Origin of the sequence: Dyadobacter sp. BHUBP1 (assembly GCF_050587785.1) — a bacterium.
GTDB lineage: Bacteria > Bacteroidota > Bacteroidia > Cytophagales > Spirosomataceae > Dyadobacter.
In genome coordinates, this window is record NZ_JBOBIH010000021.1 from 1 (window position 1) to 19,316 (window position 19,316).

The following is a 19,316-nucleotide window of genomic DNA, read 5'->3' on the forward strand; positions in this document are numbered from 1 at the left end:
ATTGGCGTTACCTGGATGACCGCCTTTTGTAAGATCAAATTCGGCATGCCATTGGGTGGTCTCACTCCCATCCAAAGCATTTGCCCAGCCCTGACCAGCCAAATTAGGTTCAGAACCAAAGCCGGTACCGGTCAAAGCATATTCATTCCCATTCGCGTCCCGATAGTAAAAACGGAGCTCCTTAAGGTCACCCACCCCGTCCGTAGCCCGCGCATTGTAACGGATATGAGGGTATTTGTTAGGGTTGCTGAAACTTTGGCTAAGCCAGGTGCCAACAGGTGCAGAGGCTGTGGTAGGGAATTGGTAAAGCACTACCCAGTCCACCCCGTTGCTGGATCCCTGGATGGTGGCTCCCCCCAACCGGTTATGGTCGTAATTCCGCCACAATAATTTTACCAGGTTCGCATTGCACTGATTGCCGTTGGTGGGATCACAACCAGTTGTTTGCGTGACCACCAGTCCGGACGAAGCGTCGCTGGTGCAGGAGCCCGAAGCGCATTTGGCCGTATAAGTACCTGGTTCATTGGTCGTGTAGGTGGAAGTCGTCACAGATGGTATCAACGTCCCGTTGCGGTACCAGCTTACATTACCAGGACAACCCGAGGCCAGCAACGTAACTGTCTGCGGCTGGCTGGACGAAGAACAAACCGTCGTACCCGCTGTTTTATAAACATCAGGCCTGACGCACGTCGTCGCGCATCCAAGGCTCAAACCTACAAAATTTGTTGTGCCTTTGTTCGCACCATGCCACATAGAACCCGCATCCCCATCGAAGGCATTTTGCCATGGGTTAGACGCCAAATTCGGAGACGAGCCAAATGGCGTCCCGCTCAGCTTAACATCTCCACTGTAAAACTCCAGCTCCCTAAGTTCCCCATATCCGTTAGTACTCGACACAAACCGCATATGCTTATATTCAACCGAATTGCTAAACGTGTAGGTCATCCAGTCATTAATTCCGTTGTCGGGGATAATAAAAAGTCTCGTCCATGATGACCCGTCCAAGGAACCCTGGATCTCAGCATTCTTCAGACGCGTGTTATCGTCGGTACCACGCCAGCGGAAACGGACCTTCGTGACTGCTCCGCATGAACTGCCAACGGTAGATTCACCGATTAACCCCGGCGTTGTCGGTACGCTCACATTCGGTGTCGTGGTAATCGCAGCGCCAGCGGTAGTACAACCTGCAACAGATCCAAACTTGTAGGTATAGCTCTGCAACAGGTTACCATTGGCCGCATTTTCCCTCACGTCCAGGAGGCGGCCGAAGGTATCGTAATTGTAATATAGTTTTCTACCTGACGCATCCGTTTGAAGACTGATACCCATCAAAGGCTTGTAGTCATAACTTGTTGTTTGCGGCAGACTACCCCCAAAACCTACAATGCGGTTTTGTATCAGATCCAGCTTGCCTAAACTTGAATGCCAGTCGATCTTGGTAGCAATCCCGTTCTTTTCGGTGTACTGCGTTGGGTTACCACGAACATCATAGCTATTGATCACAATATCGTCATACTCTGCACCCGATCCGATCTTGCTCTTCACTTTCTGTACGAGGTATTTCCCTCCAAAATCCCCGTAATCCGTCGTTACCGTTCGCGCGACAGTGCCGTTGACCGTTTCCTTCTCCTCCACTACATTGTTGAGCATGTATTTATCAATCATGCCCGTGTAGGGAGCCGTCGTTCTATCAGCAGCGTATTTGTACTCTTTTACCTCTAATACCTCCTTGCTATTCTTCATGGTCTCGCTGCGCACAAATGTCAGCTGCGGATCATAGCTGTAAGTCACTGTCGTCGTTTGGCCATCCTTAAAGATCGTCTTTTTATCCAGGCGGCTCCAGCGTGAATTGATGTAGTAGAAAACAAAAAGATAACGCTGGGTATAATAACTGTAACGATCGCTCAGATCAGGGGGAAGGTTAACATAGTTATCGATATACCTGTCCCCTATTTTTAGGGCACGGTAACTTTCAAAATGCAGTGGCTCCGCCTCTGGGTCATTATATTGATTGTGCTCGTAGGCAACCAATGTTCCCTGCGCATTGTACTGCTCAGTTTTCAGGAGCAATCCATTTGGTTTGCTTCGCTCATCGCCCGGAACCCAAGGATACTGGTGCGTGTAGATTCCATAATTGCTTTCCGAAGAATAGTAGTAAACCGATTTGCCTTGCGTACCATTCTGGTCATCAGTCTCTTCCACTTTTGTATAACTCACATGCTCGGTGCCCTGAACATTCATCGCAGTGGACGTCAACTGGATGAACCTACAATTGGTCTCAAAGCCGGGTGTTTCCGGTCTCGTAATACTTGTAACGATGCGCTTGTACTCAGGCCTGAAGAGAAGATTTCCCTCGGGATAACTGTACCACTTTTCGTGCGCTTTGCCTACAACAGGATCCGAAAACTTGATCTTTCGTATCCGCAATCCGCCTACCAGCTGAGCTGTTCCGGCATAGGATGCGTAATGCGGTTCATATTCAAAACTTGTATTACCGCCCGTCGGATAGGTAATTTCGGTGAGGATACCACCCTGCATAAATGCCGCCGCCGGTTCGCGATCACCTCCGGGATAGGTCGTTGAATTTTCCGGAACCGTGATTGTCGGAACCATCGAAGGATTATTATCCTTTCCATTATAAAAACCCCAATGATCCTGACCACGGGAATTCACCTCGGGTACATTTAATTCATTGTAGGTAAATACCGTCGCTGGCAAATTACAGTTGTCTTTATCGGATTCGGTTACCGATTTAAGCTTTAAACGGGTACCCCCTCCTACGCAAGCAAAATATTCATAAGCCAGTTTCATCGATTTGACTACCGTACCGCCAGCTTCAAACAATTCAATCTTGTCCAGTTTTTTATCATTGATATCCGTCCGTCCATCCGACGACGTGAAAAGAAGGTAGCCGTTGCTGCTCGTTATTTTCCGGAGCTTCTTGGCACTAACAGACATCGAGGATGTACTTACTGTCGTTTCAGCACTATAACTACAAGGAGTGCCCACTGACCGCAGACCAATCGTTATACTCTCTGAAAAGGTGAATGGGTATGAAAAACTGTGACTATCGTATTCAAAACCAAGACCATAACCATGGGGGGAAACAATCTTCGTCAAAACCCACGCCGATCGGTAATTAGTCTGCCCGGAAGGACTGGAAGCAGTAGATAACTCAGATTCCAGATATTCATAACGAACACCATCCGGGGTTGTGATCTTGAAACCCGACAGCGTTCCTCCGTCATTGACAATATCAAACTTTAACTTTTGATAAGGCACCGTTAATACCTTCACCTGAGTACCATCTTTTACCAGATAGAACTTTCCAGAATAGTTACCGCAGCTATATGTAAAAACATCCGGATCTCCGTCATTGGAACCTTGGCTGAATGCCCCAAAATAGTAGCTATTGTCGGCGTTGGCAAACTCGTAGTTAGCTGTACTATACAAATTGTACAGCTCTTTGATCTTAGAAAAACTTTCAAGGTACCCCGAAGTCTGCTCGTCCGGCCTGCCACGAACAGTCCGTGTGATCATACCCCCATGATTCAATGACCAGCCAGTACCAACCCACGATGCGTTATCCCCCACCTTCAATCCACCGGCATGATAACTCAAGCCAATATTAACAGAAAGGTCCTTTTCCGAAACTGTAAATAACGGTACCTGGATAAGCGGTACACCTGTGTAATGCGAAACAGGCATATCCACATACTTTGCAAATGCAGCGGCTGTTGGAGAGGGAGGAAATACTCGTGGCTTAATTTTTAGCTTCTCTAACTCACTCTGGGCAAAAACATTCTGGAAGGAAATGAAAAAAAATGATAGTACAAAACAACTTTTTAGTAAACGCAAGCCCATAAAATAGCCTCAGTAGAATAGTAAATAAAGTATAATCAATTTCTGGAAGTTTCAATTTTAACTATGCTAATGCTAAGATGAACCAAATGCGGATTTCGCACCAGAACTGGACGGCTTCGGCCCAAAACCGAATCAAACCAGTAGCCTTAATTTAGCTCATCTCTATAACAATCTATCGATACCCCTCATTTACCGGATACAATATTCCCTTTCCAATCCGTAGTATTCAACTTATGAAGTTGATGCCAACGAGTTACAAAAGAATCAATGTTTGTGAGGTCATCCTCGATTAAGTCTTTCAATGCCGCTTCTCTCTTCCTTAATTCAATTTCTGATTTAAAGGATTTCAATCGGTGCTCCTTTGTTCTAAAAAGGGGAATACCCTTATAATCGTCTATTCTGAGACGCATCCTTGTAAGGTTATTTGGCGACAGATGATACTGCAAACCATCAACTCCATTTAGGTGTTCAAGTGTAGTCACACTTGGCTGCAACATGAAAATATTTAGAAATATTTTTATCCAGCTATCTCCTTTTGAAATGTGTGTTACGATAAACTCTATGTGAGAATCTTTTGAAAGTCGGCACAATTCGTATGTATAATCCCCTAAATTATTCTTACCATACCACGCTGTCGAAAATGGCGATTTTTCGAAATCATTTTTTTTGAGCGCCGGGATTCCAGCTTCTAAGAATATTTTATTACGAATTTCAAGTAGCTGTTTTTCAGATACTTTATAATTTAAATCACCCATATTAATGTTCCCCTTTATTTATATTAGCTGCAGTTCCACTAATGGCTCCGGTTGTTGCTGCGCCGACAGCATTCCCAATATCCGCACTGGTGGTGCGATCAATAATCAATTTCCCTGTCGTAATATTTGATTCCGCGGCAATTTGATTACCTGTTAAACCTGAACTATTAAATTTGCTCTCTACTGTTAACTGCCTGCCGGTTATCACATTCTGCATAGCATGGTCATATTTTGCAACCTGAACGCGACCTGTCGCAGTCCTTCCGCCAGTCTCAACTACCGCCTTACCCTGACTAACATATCCCTTAGCCCCATACTTAAGTTGGGTAATTGTTTCGCCTAATTTTCCCTTGGCAGTATTAGACAACTTATCTAAGCCACTTTTGACCACACCACCTAAAACTTTGCCAGTCGCTCCCCCCGCCGCTCCGACACCGGCATCAGTAGCGATAGATGCGACCGTAATCTCCTTGCCTTGTATAACGCTATTTATCGCCCCACCCACGGCATTAGAACCTGCAGATACACCCGTAGTTACTAATAGACTTCCACCTCCCGTAAAACCTGCCGCACCACCGGTAATACCACCTTGGACTACTGCACCACCAACAGCTTTCCAATTCTTTACTTTCCCATATTTATAAATTTGTATTCCGGCTTCTAAACCACCTCCAAACAAGGCCCCGACTCCCGCGCCGATCGCAGCTGTTATACAATTGGGACAATCACCATTGGGATCGCTGCGCAGGATCGGGTTATTCCAGCCATACTGGTAAAGTGAGAGGTGCTCCTGTGTCTCAGTAACAGGATCAACTTGTATAAAGCGACCTGTTGCCGGATCATAGAACCTTTTCAGAAGGTCCATGTAACCCGTTTCTGGCTGCCTTTCCCTGCCTAAGAAGGTATATTTATTCACACCCGCTATCCGTGGAATCGCCAGCCCAAAAGGAAAATACTCCGTCTCCTGAACCATCGCTCCCTGCTCATTCATCACCATACGGACGTTCCCCAGGTGGTCTTTCAGGTAGAACTGCGATTCATAATCGTTACCGTTATTGGTCACAGCGATCTGTCCTTCCTCGGTCGCTATACGGGTGACGTAATTGCTCTTGTCATATTCAAAAATCCCTGCATATTTCGTATTCACAGCCCCGTTCGTATTGCTCATCCGAAGCTTCTGACCATTGCCATCATAATAGTATTGCACCGTCTGCCCGTTGACTATCACTTCCCGGATCAAATTCAGGTGGTTGTAACTCAGGTTGCCCGCTGCAATTCCCCTGTTTAGATCCTTTGTGGCATTTCCGTTTCCATCATAAACATAATCATCGTCCGTGCCGGAGGAACCGTTGTTGAACCCGTTTGAATTTCCGGAATCGGTCACTTTCATCAGACGGCCCTTATCTCCATAACTGTAAGTAAGGTTATCCCAGGGTGTTGTATCGTCATAGCGCTGCAGGAACTTGATGTTGCCGTTCTTATCATATTCTGAAATCGTCTCGCGGTATTTATTACCGTCGATGCCTTCCGCATTCGTCAGTCGATTTACATCGTCGTAAGTAAATTTGAAACCCACCCAGGTCGAGCCTCCACGACGCCAAAGCATCTCGGCGATGTTACCATTGTACTGCGCTGTCGCGGTCGCCGGGTTGGTGTATTTTAATTCCACGCCGAAATTGTCCGAGGCGCTGGTCTTGCCGGTCACCTTGCTCAGCCAACCTGTTGGAACAAAGCAGTTATCAAGTTGCTCGCGGAATCTGGTTCCGTTATCGGAAGAGTATAAAAACTTGCTTTTGGGCATACCCAGACCATCATACCTCACCGCCGACAGTATTATGTCTTTCTTGGTAACACTCGTAGTAGCCGTTCCTTTCTTCACCAGATAGCGTGTGCTCAACAGCCGGTCGCTGTGGTCGTAAGTATAGATCTTTTCTACAGAATAATTTCCAGTTCCGGTTTCCTGCTTTATCAACTCTTTTTCTATCCGTCCATGGAAACTCACAAGTTTTGAATGATATTCCTTTGAAGTACCACCTATGTCAAAAAGCCCGCGAATTACCTGAATCACATTGTAACGGTCATCATAATACGTTGTCGCGTATAGCCAGGCTCCATAGTCTCCGTTCGGGTTGATAATACGTGTAGCGGTTACGGTCACATAACCCGTGACATTACTCCTGCTAGTTGGGGCATAACCATCGCCGGATGCAACGAAGGTATCCACGTTGCCGAACGGCGGAGTGTAATTATCGTAGTGTGTTTTTACCAATCCCTCTTCGACAGTCCCTCTCTTTTCCCCTATTTCTATGACCCTGTTCTGATCGTCGTATTTAAAATAAGTAATTTTCCCCCGACCATCCACACTTTGCGTCATGCGGTCACGGGCATCGTACGACATCAAAGTCGTTCCTCCGCCAGGCACATACTTGCTACTGACCAATCCCCGGTCATTGTACTCATATCTAAAGGCATACTTATCCAGCTCGGCCGATTCCTGGTATTGGGGCTGCAACACAAACCTCAATTGTCCAAGGTCGTCGTATACATAGTAGGTATCCAGCGTTGCACTACCGTTATAGGCGCGCCTAAGTACTACCCTTCCATTTTTGTCCTTGTATTCCCGGTTTCTTTTCGTGTTTTCATCCTTGGTCTCCACATAGCTCAACTCTCCGGCAGTGTAGGACTTAGTGGTAACAACGGTCGATCCTGAGACATCATACCACTTCACTTCATTCGCCACATTAACCCCATAAGAAAATTCGGTTGCACGATCGCTGCCGACCTGATATCGCTTCTTCACCCGGTTCAAATGCGACTGCTCATATTCAAGTTGCTCGTAACCCCGGTTATTGGGTTGACAAAAGTTAGCACCGCTATTATAGTATTCAACCGCCTTTACCGGCGCATTGGACTGATAGACGCCATTGCCTCCTTGAACCGCGTAGGAACCATAATTTTTACTGATCCGTCCGTATGAATCGTATTCGACATGTGTCACCAGATCACCCGGCACACTTTCTACAATTTGAGCGCTTCCATGCGCCAGGACAGACTGTATAGGCCTGCCCAAGCCATCGACGTAGCTCACACTCTGGTTGGCCTCTTTAACGTTTCCACTTGTCGAAGTAGTAGCAACTTTGTAGGAACGGCTAATGATATAATTGCGGTCTGTGCTCTGTGCCTTCGCATCTGGCTGGCTCCAAATAAGGCGACTAGCTACTAATAAAAATACGAATTGTAAGCGTAATCTCATAAACACCACTTTCAGGAGAGGAATAGAATATTTAATATTTTACAATGACTTTCGACCATGCTTTTCCGCCAGCCAGAATAGTTGCCGTATAGGATCCGGCCGCAAGTTCCGCTACCCGTAGTACCACTAGGTGTAGGCCGTTATGCGAACGCGAACTTTGCCGGGCAACTTCTCTTCCATTAAGGTCTGCAATTACTACCTCTGCCTGATCGGACGTGCTGCGAAGATTTACTATCAGATTCTTCGAAACCGGATTTGGATATACTAAAAACTGTGCATCGTCCATTGACTCGAACGTCGCAGGCATATGGTATCCGAAGTTCAGCGAACTGACCTTAGAACCTAAATGGTTTGTTTTAAGTGCGGCAAGTACATAACCGTTTTGCTGCATTCCTAATGCATTGTTCGGTCCCCGCCACGATCCGAATCCAGTAAATTCCAGGTTATGAGATGCATTTTTAACTCGTAACGTATAATCCATATACGCATTCAGTCCTCCTTCGACGTTGGCATCGGTAAAGCTGTACACGCCATCTTCGTCCGATATCGTCGTTCCCATGTTTTTATTCTCCTGCCACAACTGCACCTCCATACCAGGCAACCCCACTTCCCCTGTGTCTTGTAAGCCATTACTGTTTTCATCGAACCATGCTAGACCTCCAATCTTAATTCCGGAAGTTTCACGCACGACTTCGACGTCTCCAACCCCGTTAGCCTTACCAAAGGTGCCACGTTCCCCATCCGGATATAATTCCCAGCCCCTGCTAAACCGCCCATCCTTGTTGCTGAGCGCTTTGATGCCCCCAGAATTAAACATGTCTGTCGGCTCATGGCAGGTAACCAAAATCTCACCGGACTCATTCAGGATTATAACACCTCCCGCCCCAGTCTCTTCATGCACAACACGTGGAACCCGTCTGGCATCTTTTACTATGAAGCCGTCCTGAAAATAAAACTCTCCACCCGAAGGACCCTGAGCGTTACCCCTTCCTTCGGTTGCTATTGCACCAGCCGCTCCATTGGATTCCAGGCGATATCGGCGGTTATTTACGCCCTGTATTTGCGGATATGCCCGCAAAATATCCCCGGCAGCAACAGCCGAATAGCTTGCCTTCCCACTCGGACTTGGATGGCCGGTTCCGGCCTGATGACCGAAACGGTCCATCAGGCCCAGCACTACACTGCCATCATCGTCAAAGTCCAGCGAGGCCAATATCGGCTGTGGACGGGTTGCCGTTGAGGGGAAATCTGGGTGCAGTGCTTTGTCGAAATCATCTGTCCATGGATACCAGCTTTCCACATTTAAACCTGTGACGGCTTTTCCCCGTTTGTAATCTAAAGGCAGCTGAAATACCTCTTTAAACCTTCCTGAGGACTGGTCCAGCACATATACCAAAGCAAGAAGGTCCTCTACCGACTGCGAATATGCTGCATCGTAAACAACCCCAATATAAACTTTACCCGCAAAAACCTTCACAGCGAAAGGTCGCGCCTCTCCGGTACGGTTTTTAACCACAGGGATGGGATAAGTGCTTACATCCGCCTTCGAAGGACGCACTGCGCTATCCGAAGGAAGCCTGATTTTATATAACGTTCGGTTGAATAAATTCATCACGAACAAGTCTTTCCCATCCTCAGAAATATCCATTCCTCCAAGGCTGACTCGTCCGACGTCGCTCATTAGGCGCGCATCTTTACTTACGCTGTCGACCGAGGCGCTCAAATCTTGATGATGGTCACCGCCGGTAACAATTCCCAATTCCTGTAAATCAAGCCACGGTACAGTTTTCCGGGACGCCCAGTCGGTACGATAAATACCACCTGTACCCAAGGGGCCATATCCGACATGTCGCTTAGCAAACGCAGAAGTGTATAGCTGCTTAGTCGAAAAGTTATAGATAACGGCCCAAACAGCTCCAATTTCAGCAGAGCTGGCAAGTGACACCTGTTCCCCAGATGCCATTGATACAGCTACCAGGCCGGGCAAGGTATCAACCCCTATACCCGCTCTGTATATCGGTGAAACCAAATGTATATTGTTGTTTTGATCGGTATTATTAATAGACTGACAATTTCCAATTTGAGAGAAAACTGAAAATGTGATCGCCAGCACAAACAACTTGCCTTTGCAATCATCTAAAGTAAAGTCCTTCACGAAAGTTTGCTTTGTTTAACAGTGGGTAAATAAAAAATGTGCCTTGCATAGATTTCATGATGCATTATGGCAAGCAGAATATCTACGCAGGTTTGCCGCAAATATTTACAAAGATGAAGCTTCCACTGGATAAGAAAAGATGAGACAACCGGGCCGTTTGACGTATACTTTCGAGAAGACGGATTTACCAGGATGGAAATATTTAAGCATAGAGGATATATAGTTGGGGATTGGACAAAATTAGTGAAAAGATTTATAGAAAACTAATATTACGAAAATTTTGTAACCACCCGTAATGCAGGCTTCCATAAAGAATAAAGCGGTAATGAACTAGACAAGTCTTGTAGTTTTAACCTGCTATGAAGGGGAAAACATTCATTGAAACTCAAATCGTCAAAATCCTGAGAGAATTGGATTCTGGCCCGCAAGCGACCGATGTAGCTCGGGAAAACGGCATTTCAAAGGCAATGCTATACAACTGGCGCAAAAAATACAGTGATACGGGCGATTCAAACTCGCCGAATTGGAGACTCTTAAAGAAGAAAACCGTCGTTTGAACACATGTACGCGGAATTGGCTCTGCATCATAAGCTCGCAAAGGGAGGTTATCGCAAAAAAGCTTTAGGGCCTGTTCAGAAGCGGCTAATTGTTTACGATATTTCTCAGGAAACTGGATCTAGTATTGAGCGGGCATGCCGAGTTCTGCATTTGAGTACGAGGTCTTTATTACAGAGCAGTTAAAGATGATAGGCCGGTGGTAGATGTACTTAAAAAACTGCCTGAAAACGGGCACTTACAATCCAAGTCTTAGAGCAATTAAAGCCGGAAAGGGGCTTACCACTATTGATAGAGCCGATAATGGGCCCGAGTTTGCCAGTAAGAAATTGCTCAATGGTATGAGAAAAAGAAACTTGAACAGAACTTTATCCAGCTAGACAAGCCGATGCAAAACGGATACAATGAGAGGCTAAACCGTACTTATCGCGAAGATATTCTGGATAACTATTTTTTTGATTCGCTGGAACAGTTGAAAGTTTTATCGGATAAATGGGCCGAAACTTACAATAGCAAACATCCGGATAGATCGATGAAAGGATTAACTCCGAATCAAAAGCACTGACTACTGGAAGAAGTTGCCGTTGAAAAAGAAAATTACAGTTCATTAACCAAGTCTAAGACAACAACCCCTCTAAAAAACGGAAGCCCACAAAGCATTAAGACCAGCTATTGGGAGAAAGATTACAAAGCAGTCTGACTTATAACAATTGCGATTCATTAGCAATGATAGTTAAAGCTCTTTGCCCAATATGCCAGCTCTAATTTTCTCAAGCATCTTAGATACTCGCTTGTCGTCTGGGAAATCAGAGTCAACATGCCTCCTGAGGCTGATTAGAACAGCTTTTGCTTGAACTACAACTTCAACTTTCGAAGGATTATTGCGTAAAAAAGCAGTCCAGAATTGATTAGATTCCGCTGTAGGAGCATTTACCCATTCCACAAATTTGCCGTCTTCCAAAAAGTCTTCTATCATATAATCGACGTACTTCATTTTCCTTTAAATTTGGGAATACCGTCCGCACTTATTACAGATCACGGTTAACTATAAAGTATCAAAGGCCATAATAGCGAAAATCTATCGTTAGTTATAGTATTATCTCTGCCCATTGACGCCCCCCCGGCAAACGAGACAGCTCAAAACTAGAGATTTTCGGTGGCAAAAACGGACCTAAAACGTAATTTGTCACTATGAAAAAGTCAAAATTTACAGAAGCGCAGCCGGGTGGCCGGTGCCATCGCTTTTGCGCTTCGACAATCGGAGACTGGCACACACGTCGAGGAGATATGCTGTCAACTGGGAGTTTCCCAGGCCACTTTTTTCAACTGGAACTGCCGCGGCCGCAAAAAGTACGGCGGCATGGGCGTAGCAGAGCTCCGGAAACTACGGCAATTGGAACCGGGCCGCCGGAGCGGAAGAAAACGCCCAGTTGAAGAAGCTTGTCGCAGAACGGTCCGCCGCGGCTGGGCCTTGACAAGCAAATGTTTCAGGATGCCATTAAAAAAAACCTGTGAGGCCGCCTTACAAAAAGGAAATGGCCAATTGGCTTATCTCGAACTATCGTGTCTCAATTCAACGGGCGTGCCGGTGCGTAAGGTTGGTAAGGGCGATGTATTATTATAAATCCCATCGGCGCGATGACACCTTGTTGACAATGCGCATGAAAGAGATCGCGAACACCAGGGTCGGGTATGGGTTCCGGCGGATCTTTGTGCTGCTGAAAAGAGAAGGCTTCAGTGACAAGTGGCCCGCCACCGCGGCATAAACGTGTTTATCGTATTTATAAAGCCTGTGGACTAAATTTACGGACAAAGCGGCCGAGAAGGAGCCGTGGCGCCGAGCATCGACTCGAACGTCTGGATACTCAAGGAGTCAACAAGGTTTGGAACGGTCCGCCGTAGCGGCATGGATTTTGTTCAGGACGCGCTTTTCAATGGCGAACGATTCAGGGTCTTAACTGTAGTGGATAATTGCACGGGGCGGCCGGCGGTAAAATTTGCCACGGTTTGCTGCCTGGAAAATCCTTGAAAGGCGTTGATGTTGCAGCTGAACTGGCCAGGATTTGCCTGATTGAAGGCTGTCGTCCAGAACGAATACAATGTGATAACGGTAGTGAATTTATCGCGGCGGCGGACCGCTCAAAAGAAATGGACTTATACAGGGCGGCCCGTGCCGGCATATTCAAACGGTGTAACTCTCGACTTTTCGAGGCCTGGAAAACCGACCGACAACCCATATGTTGACCGGGTCGCTGGAGCGATCATTTAACGGGAAGTTCCGGGCCGCCGCCGCGCGGATAAATGCCTTTCCGTCAATTGGCTCTTATCTCTCGACGATGCCAGAGAAAAAATCGAGGACTTTCGATGGGGATACAACCACTTCAGGCCGCACAGCGCACTGAATGATTTAACCGCAGCCGTGGACGGCCCCGAAGGAATTTGTTAATGTACATCAAGAAACACCGGAAACTCTACTTTCAACCGTCTGAATACCTGGGAGAAGCTCAAGTATATCTCGCAGTATACCAGGGATTGTAAATGGCCACCGGATCGCCAGATAGAAAAGGCGCTGGCTGATATCCCAAGGTAAATATTCGAGCGTCACTCGGAAGGCACTATGGCGACTAGGTGACGATGTTGTATGTTTACAGAAACGACCGGTTAAATTTTCTAAAGTCATCCATGATGAAAAGTTATCCCATGCCCTGCGTGCAACAACCACGACCGTATTTCCGTATACTAACAGCCCCATCATTCTTATTTCTACCCAATTTTCAAATAGTTAATCGAAATATTGATTCTAGATCAACAAGAAAATGGTTCGACATTTGTCCTGTTGCGGGTACGGAACGGGACTTTGGCGAGAAATCGTCCGAAGTTCCGTTTTTTGTTTTAGCTAAGCCATTGTTTATGGCGTGGGGTCGGTGATTATTCCACTATCGCATTTTCATACGGATCACCCTTTTCAGTCATACTAATCATAAAATTCGCCTCAAAGACATTTGATGTAGTCTCCACAGCGGTAATGAATTCCTCTATCAGAGTGATGGATGATCTGCTTTTCCGGATACTGGCACTGATCAATTGCATCTTTTAATGCTCCGCTATAACAATGAGCCTTGAATCAGATTAGCCCAATTCTGGGTAAGCATACTGATAGTAATTCCAAATTGTCTGGCAATCTCGGCAACTGGCATCTCCTGAAGATACAATTCTACGGCTTTTTGTTTTTCAGATAACAACTTGATCTTGTAGTACTCAAGTCCTTTTTGAGTTTTTTATCTGGGCCATAACCATCCCACTTTTGGATTAATATGTGTATAGCTATTTCGATCAAGGACAGTCGCCACATGCTCTCGTATCTTCGCCTATGCACCGTAAATGGCGTCGTGATTTTATAGCCAAAATATTTCTACAAATGTTTGGATAATTAGTTTCAACAACATTAATTTATATCGGTTACATAATCTCATGATATATATTTAAAAATGCTTGATTGCCCCGGCAAGGAGCATGCTCATTGTTGTATGCTATTTTCTTAATGCTCTTTGATCTTTGGATGAAGCGAAGTAATAGTATTTTCAACTGTGTTCAGCACTATTAAGATTCGTATTCACTCGATTATAGAGTATGAATCCAAAATTTACAAAGTGCTGCTATTCAAATGCTATAACAACAATAGTGCGTATATCAATGTATGTTATGTTTTTTATTAAATAGCTGGCCATCAGACGCACCCACGCCTATTCTGTGAACTATTCTATTTATCACTTAATTTCAGCAGTAAATTATGAAACAAATTGCATTGTGTCTGTCCTCCATTTTGTGCTTGGGAGTGTCTGTGGTCTCCTGTACGGAACCCGATGTTGAATCCGGAACTAGAATAGATAAAGTTAAAGCAAAGTCCAATGCTCAGGCAAGGCTGGATGCGCCGACAGCCCTGGTCGGAGTGGATTGGGCACAGAAGAGCTCCGATAATTTTTATTATTGGAGCGGTAATGGTACTGCACGCTTTGGTACTTACAACGATACCGATCCTTCGTCAAGTTTTACTTATACCTATACAGATGCGCAAGGACTTGCCACAGCAACCCGCTATCCTGCCCAGATTATAGAAATGGCCATTGGTCTTGAGCCCGGAACAACTGTGAACAGGGTTTACACCTATTTTTATGATAATACATTCACCGAGGGTGTATCTAGTGACCTGGACTATTATTCCGCCGGCCATTATGGATATACTATTGGAAGTGGGCACACCGCAGCCGATATCGTTGGGATAGCGATTAATACATTAAACCATACCTATACCTGGTACAAGGACGGGACAGTTTCCCGTGGTACTAAAAATAATCTGTCTTCACTTGCCGCACCTTATGCCTACTCTTTACCTCCTGGTAAAAGCTATGCAAATATTATAGGTATGGGAATAAATAAGGGTGACTCCGATAAAGTATATACCTGGTATTCCGATGGAACGGTTTCAATCGGAACATCAGGTGATCTTGATTATTACGCAGCACCCGTGCCCTTTGACTGACGGGACCTATTTTACCATTGACTAATACACAAACTTTCAGGTATTTTTCTGAAGAAGAGCAAATATTCAAATTAAGTCTGCATAAAATTTATGCATCAAATCGAATTACAGTTAGTTTATTTTACCACTCAATCTTAATAGCCAGTTATGAATAAATCTGCATTTGTTTTATCCCTCTGTGTCTTATGCTCGGTAGTGCTTGTAGTCTCTTGTCAAGAATCCGATATCGAGTCTGGAACTCCAAAAGGTAATGCTAAGGCAAACTCCGATGCTAATTTACGATTGGATTTGCCGGGAGCGATGGTTGGTATGGATTGGGCACAGAAGAGCTCCGATAATTTTTACTACTGGACTGGCAATGGTACTGCACGTTTTGGTACTTACAACGACACAGATCCCTCGTCAAGCTATACATATACATATACAAATGGCGGGCTTGCGACTGTAAACAACTATCCGGTCGAGATTGCCGAAATTGCCATCGGGCTTGAACCGGGAACAACTGTCAACAGAGTTTATACTTATTTTTATAACAGCACTTTTGCTGAGGGAATATCTAATGATTTGGACTTTTATACTTATGGCGTACCATATGTTTGTGCCACGGGTAAAACTCCAAATGATATTGTTGGCATAGCCATTAACTCAATAAACCATACTTATGCCTGGTATAAAGACGGAACGGCTTCCCGTGGTACCAAAACTAACCTGGGGGCATTTGCTACGCCTTACCCCTACTCTCTGCCTCCTGGTAAAAGCACCATAGACATCATAGGTATGGCAATAGATAAGGCAAATTCCGACAAGGTCTATACTTGGTACTATGATGGAACAGTTTCAATTGGAACATCAAGTGATCTTGATTATTATGCGGCGCCCGTGCCCTTTGACTGACGGGATTTAGTTGCACTGTATTGTCAGGTTCCAGTGGCTTGGGCGCTCTAATTGTAAGACAATCAGGTGAACATATTCGTTGAGAGCGTTGGTATTCTGAACCGGAAGCTGTTCAGAATACCAACGCTCTTTTTAACACCGGAAATTCTAATTCAAACAGTTTCATATCCTGGAGGAGCTCAGAGGCCACTTATCGTAAAGCTTTTTTCAGAATCCATAGACTGAATCTGAAAACCCTTCAAAAAAAGCAATACAAGACGGTATGCATGCGCTTGAATGAAGAACTGAATCTTTAAGTGCAAATCCCCCGCACTTTCCTCTTTACAGTACATTTAGGGCAAGGATTCAGTAGTAGCATAAAGCCAGATGTCATTCACATCGTCGTAATCGCCATTCGGCTTTAATATCCGGGTAGCAACTACGGTAATCTTTTTTACATTCAATCTGTACCCAAGGGGATAACCATTGCTGTAAGCTCGGCCGACGATGTAGCAACAGTAAAAATATGGAACTGCTAAGCTCCGAGTGCTTTAATTAATAGTTTTTCTCGGCAAAATTGAGTAATGGCAAATGCAACTATAGCTACGAGAAAAATCCACTCTCCATACTTAATTCCCCAGTAAGTAAAAGGGCCACTAATAACAATCCACTCAATCAAGAGCTTTTGCCTTATATTATTTTGTTTTTTAACAATTAGCAACAAATCCAGAATAATCAACGATGCTACAAATAGACTCCAGAAGATTATGCCATAGAGACATACCAGGATCAAGCCAGCGATTATTGATTGGAAGATACTATAGTCGAGATCGTTGTTAAGTTGGTTTGAAGTAACAGCATAGAAAAGAGTGACGATAAAAATACCAAATATGTTAATCCAATTTGAGGCTATTATCTTCATGGTATCAAGGCTGCGAAGTTGATTTTTGACGATTCCTATCGTTCCACTCAGCAACGGTATAGGTTTTATCTCCTTGCTTTACACCAGTGAATTGGCCTTTAGTGTCCATTGTCACGGTAAAGTTAGCCGACATCATTGCTCGATCATTGTTATCGCCCATAAGGTGGGTAAACGGCCCAATTGTACCCGCATTAGCCGGGCTAACACCAATGAACAGTTGATTTCCTTCAGTATCGCCGATAAGTGTTTCGGCTGCTGGGAAAGCATCCCCTGTTTGTACTGCATTTATATCCAATGTTCCTGTCGTTACATTTTCAGTCACTTTAAAATCAGTTTTGACATTTATATCAGGAGAGCCCGCTACTAACGGATTATGTCCAGCCATTGAAGAAGTAAAAGATACGGTATTGCTTCCATCTTTGTTTGTGGTTGATGTAAAATTAGATATGATACCTCTGTCATCGCTTGCGGTTGCAGTTCCTAATATTGGGTGTGAAGACGGGCTAGACGATGCTCCTTGATTTGAATATGAATGTTTAGCGGGATCAACAGTAAATGAATGGGAAAGCCTTGCAGTTGCGTTTGACGCCGTACTATAACCTCTATTATCCCCCTTAAACCAACCACCAAATTCTCTAAATGGTGCAAACGATCTGACATTAAACGACCACGGCCACATCCCATCAGGATCAATAAAATGCATTGGGTTATTAAAACCATAACTGTAGGGACTCCATCGTCTCATTTTTTCACTCATTGGGTCAATTCCCATCCACCTGCCAATAGTCGGGTCGTACATCCTTGCCCCATAGTCAAGCCAGTTAGTCTCCGGCTGTTTCTCCTTACCATTGTAAAGATACTTATTCGTCCCTGCCGTCCTGGGAATCGCCAGCCCAAAAGGAAAATACTCCGTCTCCTGCAAAAGCGTACCGGCCTCGTTTATTACTTGCCGGACATTGCCCAGATGGTCTTTCAGATAATATTCAAAAGAATAGTCCGCCGCGCTGGCGCCGTTGTTGGTAATGCTGATTTGGCCTTCCTCAGTCCCAATCCGCGTGAGGTAATTGCTGCTGTTGTACTCAAAAAGTCCCGCGTATTTGGTGTTGTCCGTACCACGCTGCATCCGTAGCTTCGAGCCGCTGGCATCGTAGTGGTATTGCATGGTGATGCCATTGATGACGACCTCTCTGGGCAGGTTCAGGATATTGTAGCGGATTCCTCCGCTTGCGATACCGCGGTTTTGGTCCTGAATAAGGTTCCCGTTCCCGTCATAATCATAATCGGTGCCCGTGGCCGAAGAGCCATTATTAAAGCCTTCGGCGGTGCCCGTATCGGTCACTTTGTTCAGGCGATTGCCATTTACATATTCATAGGTAAGATTGTCCCAGGTCGCAGCACCGTTTTTGCGTTGCAGCGCTTTGATATTTCCGTTCAGGTCGTAGGACGAGACTGTTTCGCTGTAATCGTTGCTCAACCCTTCTCCTTTCATCAAACGGTTTGCTTCGTCATAAGTAAATTTGTAACCTACCCAGGCGCCGCTACGCTTCCAGAGCATGTCGCCGATATTGCCATTGTATTGCGGGATTGTTGCATTGGCATATTTTAATTCCACTCCAAAGTTCTCCCCGGCGCTGGTCTTGCCTGTTACTTTGCTCATCCAGCCTCTTGGAATATAGCTGTAATCCAATTGTTCACGAAAAGTGCTGGCATCTGTCGAATTCAGAAACTTTTTCTTCAGCTGCCCGAGCGCATCGTAACGGTTGGCTGCCACCACGATGTTCTTCATTTCGGTAGTGCCACTTTTGACGATGTAGCGGGTACTCAGGAGCCGGTCGGCGTGGTCATAAGCGTATTGCTTCTCTACGGTGTATTCGCCTGTACTTACCTTTTGCTTGACAAGCTCCTTTTCCACACGGCCGTCGAAACGGAGTTGCCTTACCACATGTTCATAATTCTGATTGTCCCCGCCAAGGTCATAAAGGGCCCGGATCGTTTGGATTACATTAAGGCGGTCGTCGTAATAGGTAGTGGTTAAATACCATCCGTTGGTCTGGTCATTACTATAAGTACCATCCGGATTCAGGATTCGCGTAGCCGTCACGGTTGCCATCCCCTTCACATTAGCCCGGTAAGTAGTGGGGTAACCGCCTGTGTAACTGTTCACAAACGCCTGTGCTGTGCCCAAAGACGCTGGCGGTGAATAATTGTCATAGTGCGTTTTTACCAGCGGCAGGTAGCTCGTACCAGATTTCTCGCCTGTTTCGATCACCCGGTTCAGCTCGTCATATTTAAAGTAGGTAATTTTGTTATTGCCATCCTTGCTTTCGATTAAACGGTCCCGGCTATCGTAGGTCATTGTTGTCGTACCGCCACCTGGAACATATTTGCTGTCCATCAGC

The 19,316-nt window shown here is 45.4% G+C and carries 12 protein-coding genes and 1 pseudogene; 5 read left to right on the top strand and 8 right to left on the bottom strand.

The window, feature by feature from the left end; genetic code table 11:
• The 4 genes from ACQ4MZ_RS31280 to ACQ4MZ_RS31295 all read right to left on the bottom strand — a co-directional run.
• The coding region (locus ACQ4MZ_RS31280) for a discoidin domain-containing protein (protein WP_430851983.1) at positions 1–3,540 on the bottom strand (3,540 nt) is incomplete at its 3' end.
• 509 nt (positions 3,541–4,049) lie between these two features.
• A complete protein-coding gene (locus ACQ4MZ_RS31285; RefSeq protein ID WP_430851985.1) occupies positions 4,050–4,619 on the bottom strand; it encodes a hypothetical protein in 570 nt (189 codons plus the stop codon).
• A gap of 1 nt (position 4,620) precedes the next feature.
• Positions 4,621–7,872, bottom strand: coding sequence for an RHS repeat domain-containing protein (locus ACQ4MZ_RS31290; protein WP_430851987.1), 3,252 nt, complete (start codon positions 7,870–7,872; stop codon positions 4,621–4,623).
• A 31-nt stretch (positions 7,873–7,903) separates the two neighbouring features.
• Entirely contained in the window at positions 7,904–10,027 is a 2,124-nt protein-coding gene (locus tag ACQ4MZ_RS31295; RefSeq protein ID WP_430851989.1) for an SdrD B-like domain-containing protein, read from the bottom strand.
• Positions 10,028–10,386: 359 nt separating this feature from the next.
• On the opposite strand from ACQ4MZ_RS31295, the gene ACQ4MZ_RS31300 reads away from it, so the two are divergent.
• Positions 10,387–10,584 (top strand): transposase, encoded by a 198-nt coding sequence (locus tag ACQ4MZ_RS31300; protein ID WP_430851991.1) that lies wholly within the window; start codon positions 10,387–10,389, stop codon positions 10,582–10,584.
• 326 nt (positions 10,585–10,910) lie between these two features.
• Positions 10,911–11,147, top strand: a complete 237-nt coding sequence (locus tag ACQ4MZ_RS31305; protein WP_430851999.1) for an integrase core domain-containing protein — start codon at positions 10,911–10,913, stop codon at positions 11,145–11,147.
• Positions 11,148–11,315: 168 nt separating this feature from the next.
• Here the strand turns inward: ACQ4MZ_RS31305 and ACQ4MZ_RS31310 are convergent, their stop codons facing one another.
• On the bottom strand, positions 11,316–11,576 hold the full coding sequence (locus ACQ4MZ_RS31310) for a hypothetical protein (RefSeq protein ID WP_430851993.1): 261 nt from the start codon (positions 11,574–11,576) through the stop codon (positions 11,316–11,318).
• A gap of 231 nt (positions 11,577–11,807) precedes the next feature.
• Here ACQ4MZ_RS31310 and ACQ4MZ_RS31315 point away from each other — a divergent pair.
• Positions 11,808–13,028 (top strand): annotated as a pseudogene (locus ACQ4MZ_RS31315) (integrase core domain-containing protein).
• Positions 13,029–13,686: 658 nt separating this feature from the next.
• On the opposite strand, the gene ACQ4MZ_RS31320 reads toward ACQ4MZ_RS31315, so the two are convergent.
• Positions 13,687–13,824, bottom strand: coding sequence for a helix-turn-helix domain-containing protein (locus ACQ4MZ_RS31320; RefSeq protein ID WP_430851994.1), 138 nt, complete (start codon positions 13,822–13,824; stop codon positions 13,687–13,689).
• 548 nt (positions 13,825–14,372) lie between these two features.
• Here ACQ4MZ_RS31320 and ACQ4MZ_RS31325 point away from each other — a divergent pair.
• The gene (locus ACQ4MZ_RS31325) at positions 14,373–15,122 is read left to right on the top strand and encodes a hypothetical protein (RefSeq protein ID WP_430851995.1); all 750 of its coding nucleotides are present in this window, start codon (positions 14,373–14,375) and stop codon (positions 15,120–15,122) included.
• Between the two features lie 147 nt (positions 15,123–15,269).
• Positions 15,270–16,016, top strand: coding sequence for a hypothetical protein (locus ACQ4MZ_RS31330; RefSeq protein ID WP_430851996.1), 747 nt, complete (start codon positions 15,270–15,272; stop codon positions 16,014–16,016).
• A gap of 514 nt (positions 16,017–16,530) precedes the next feature.
• On the opposite strand, the gene ACQ4MZ_RS31335 is transcribed toward ACQ4MZ_RS31330, so the two are convergent.
• Positions 16,531–16,917, bottom strand: a complete 387-nt coding sequence (locus ACQ4MZ_RS31335) for a hypothetical protein (protein WP_430851997.1) — start codon at positions 16,915–16,917, stop codon at positions 16,531–16,533.
• Positions 16,918–16,921: 4 nt separating this feature from the next.
• Positions 16,922–19,316: RHS repeat domain-containing protein (locus ACQ4MZ_RS31340; protein WP_430851998.1), on the bottom strand; the 2,395-nt coding region annotated here is incomplete at its 5' end.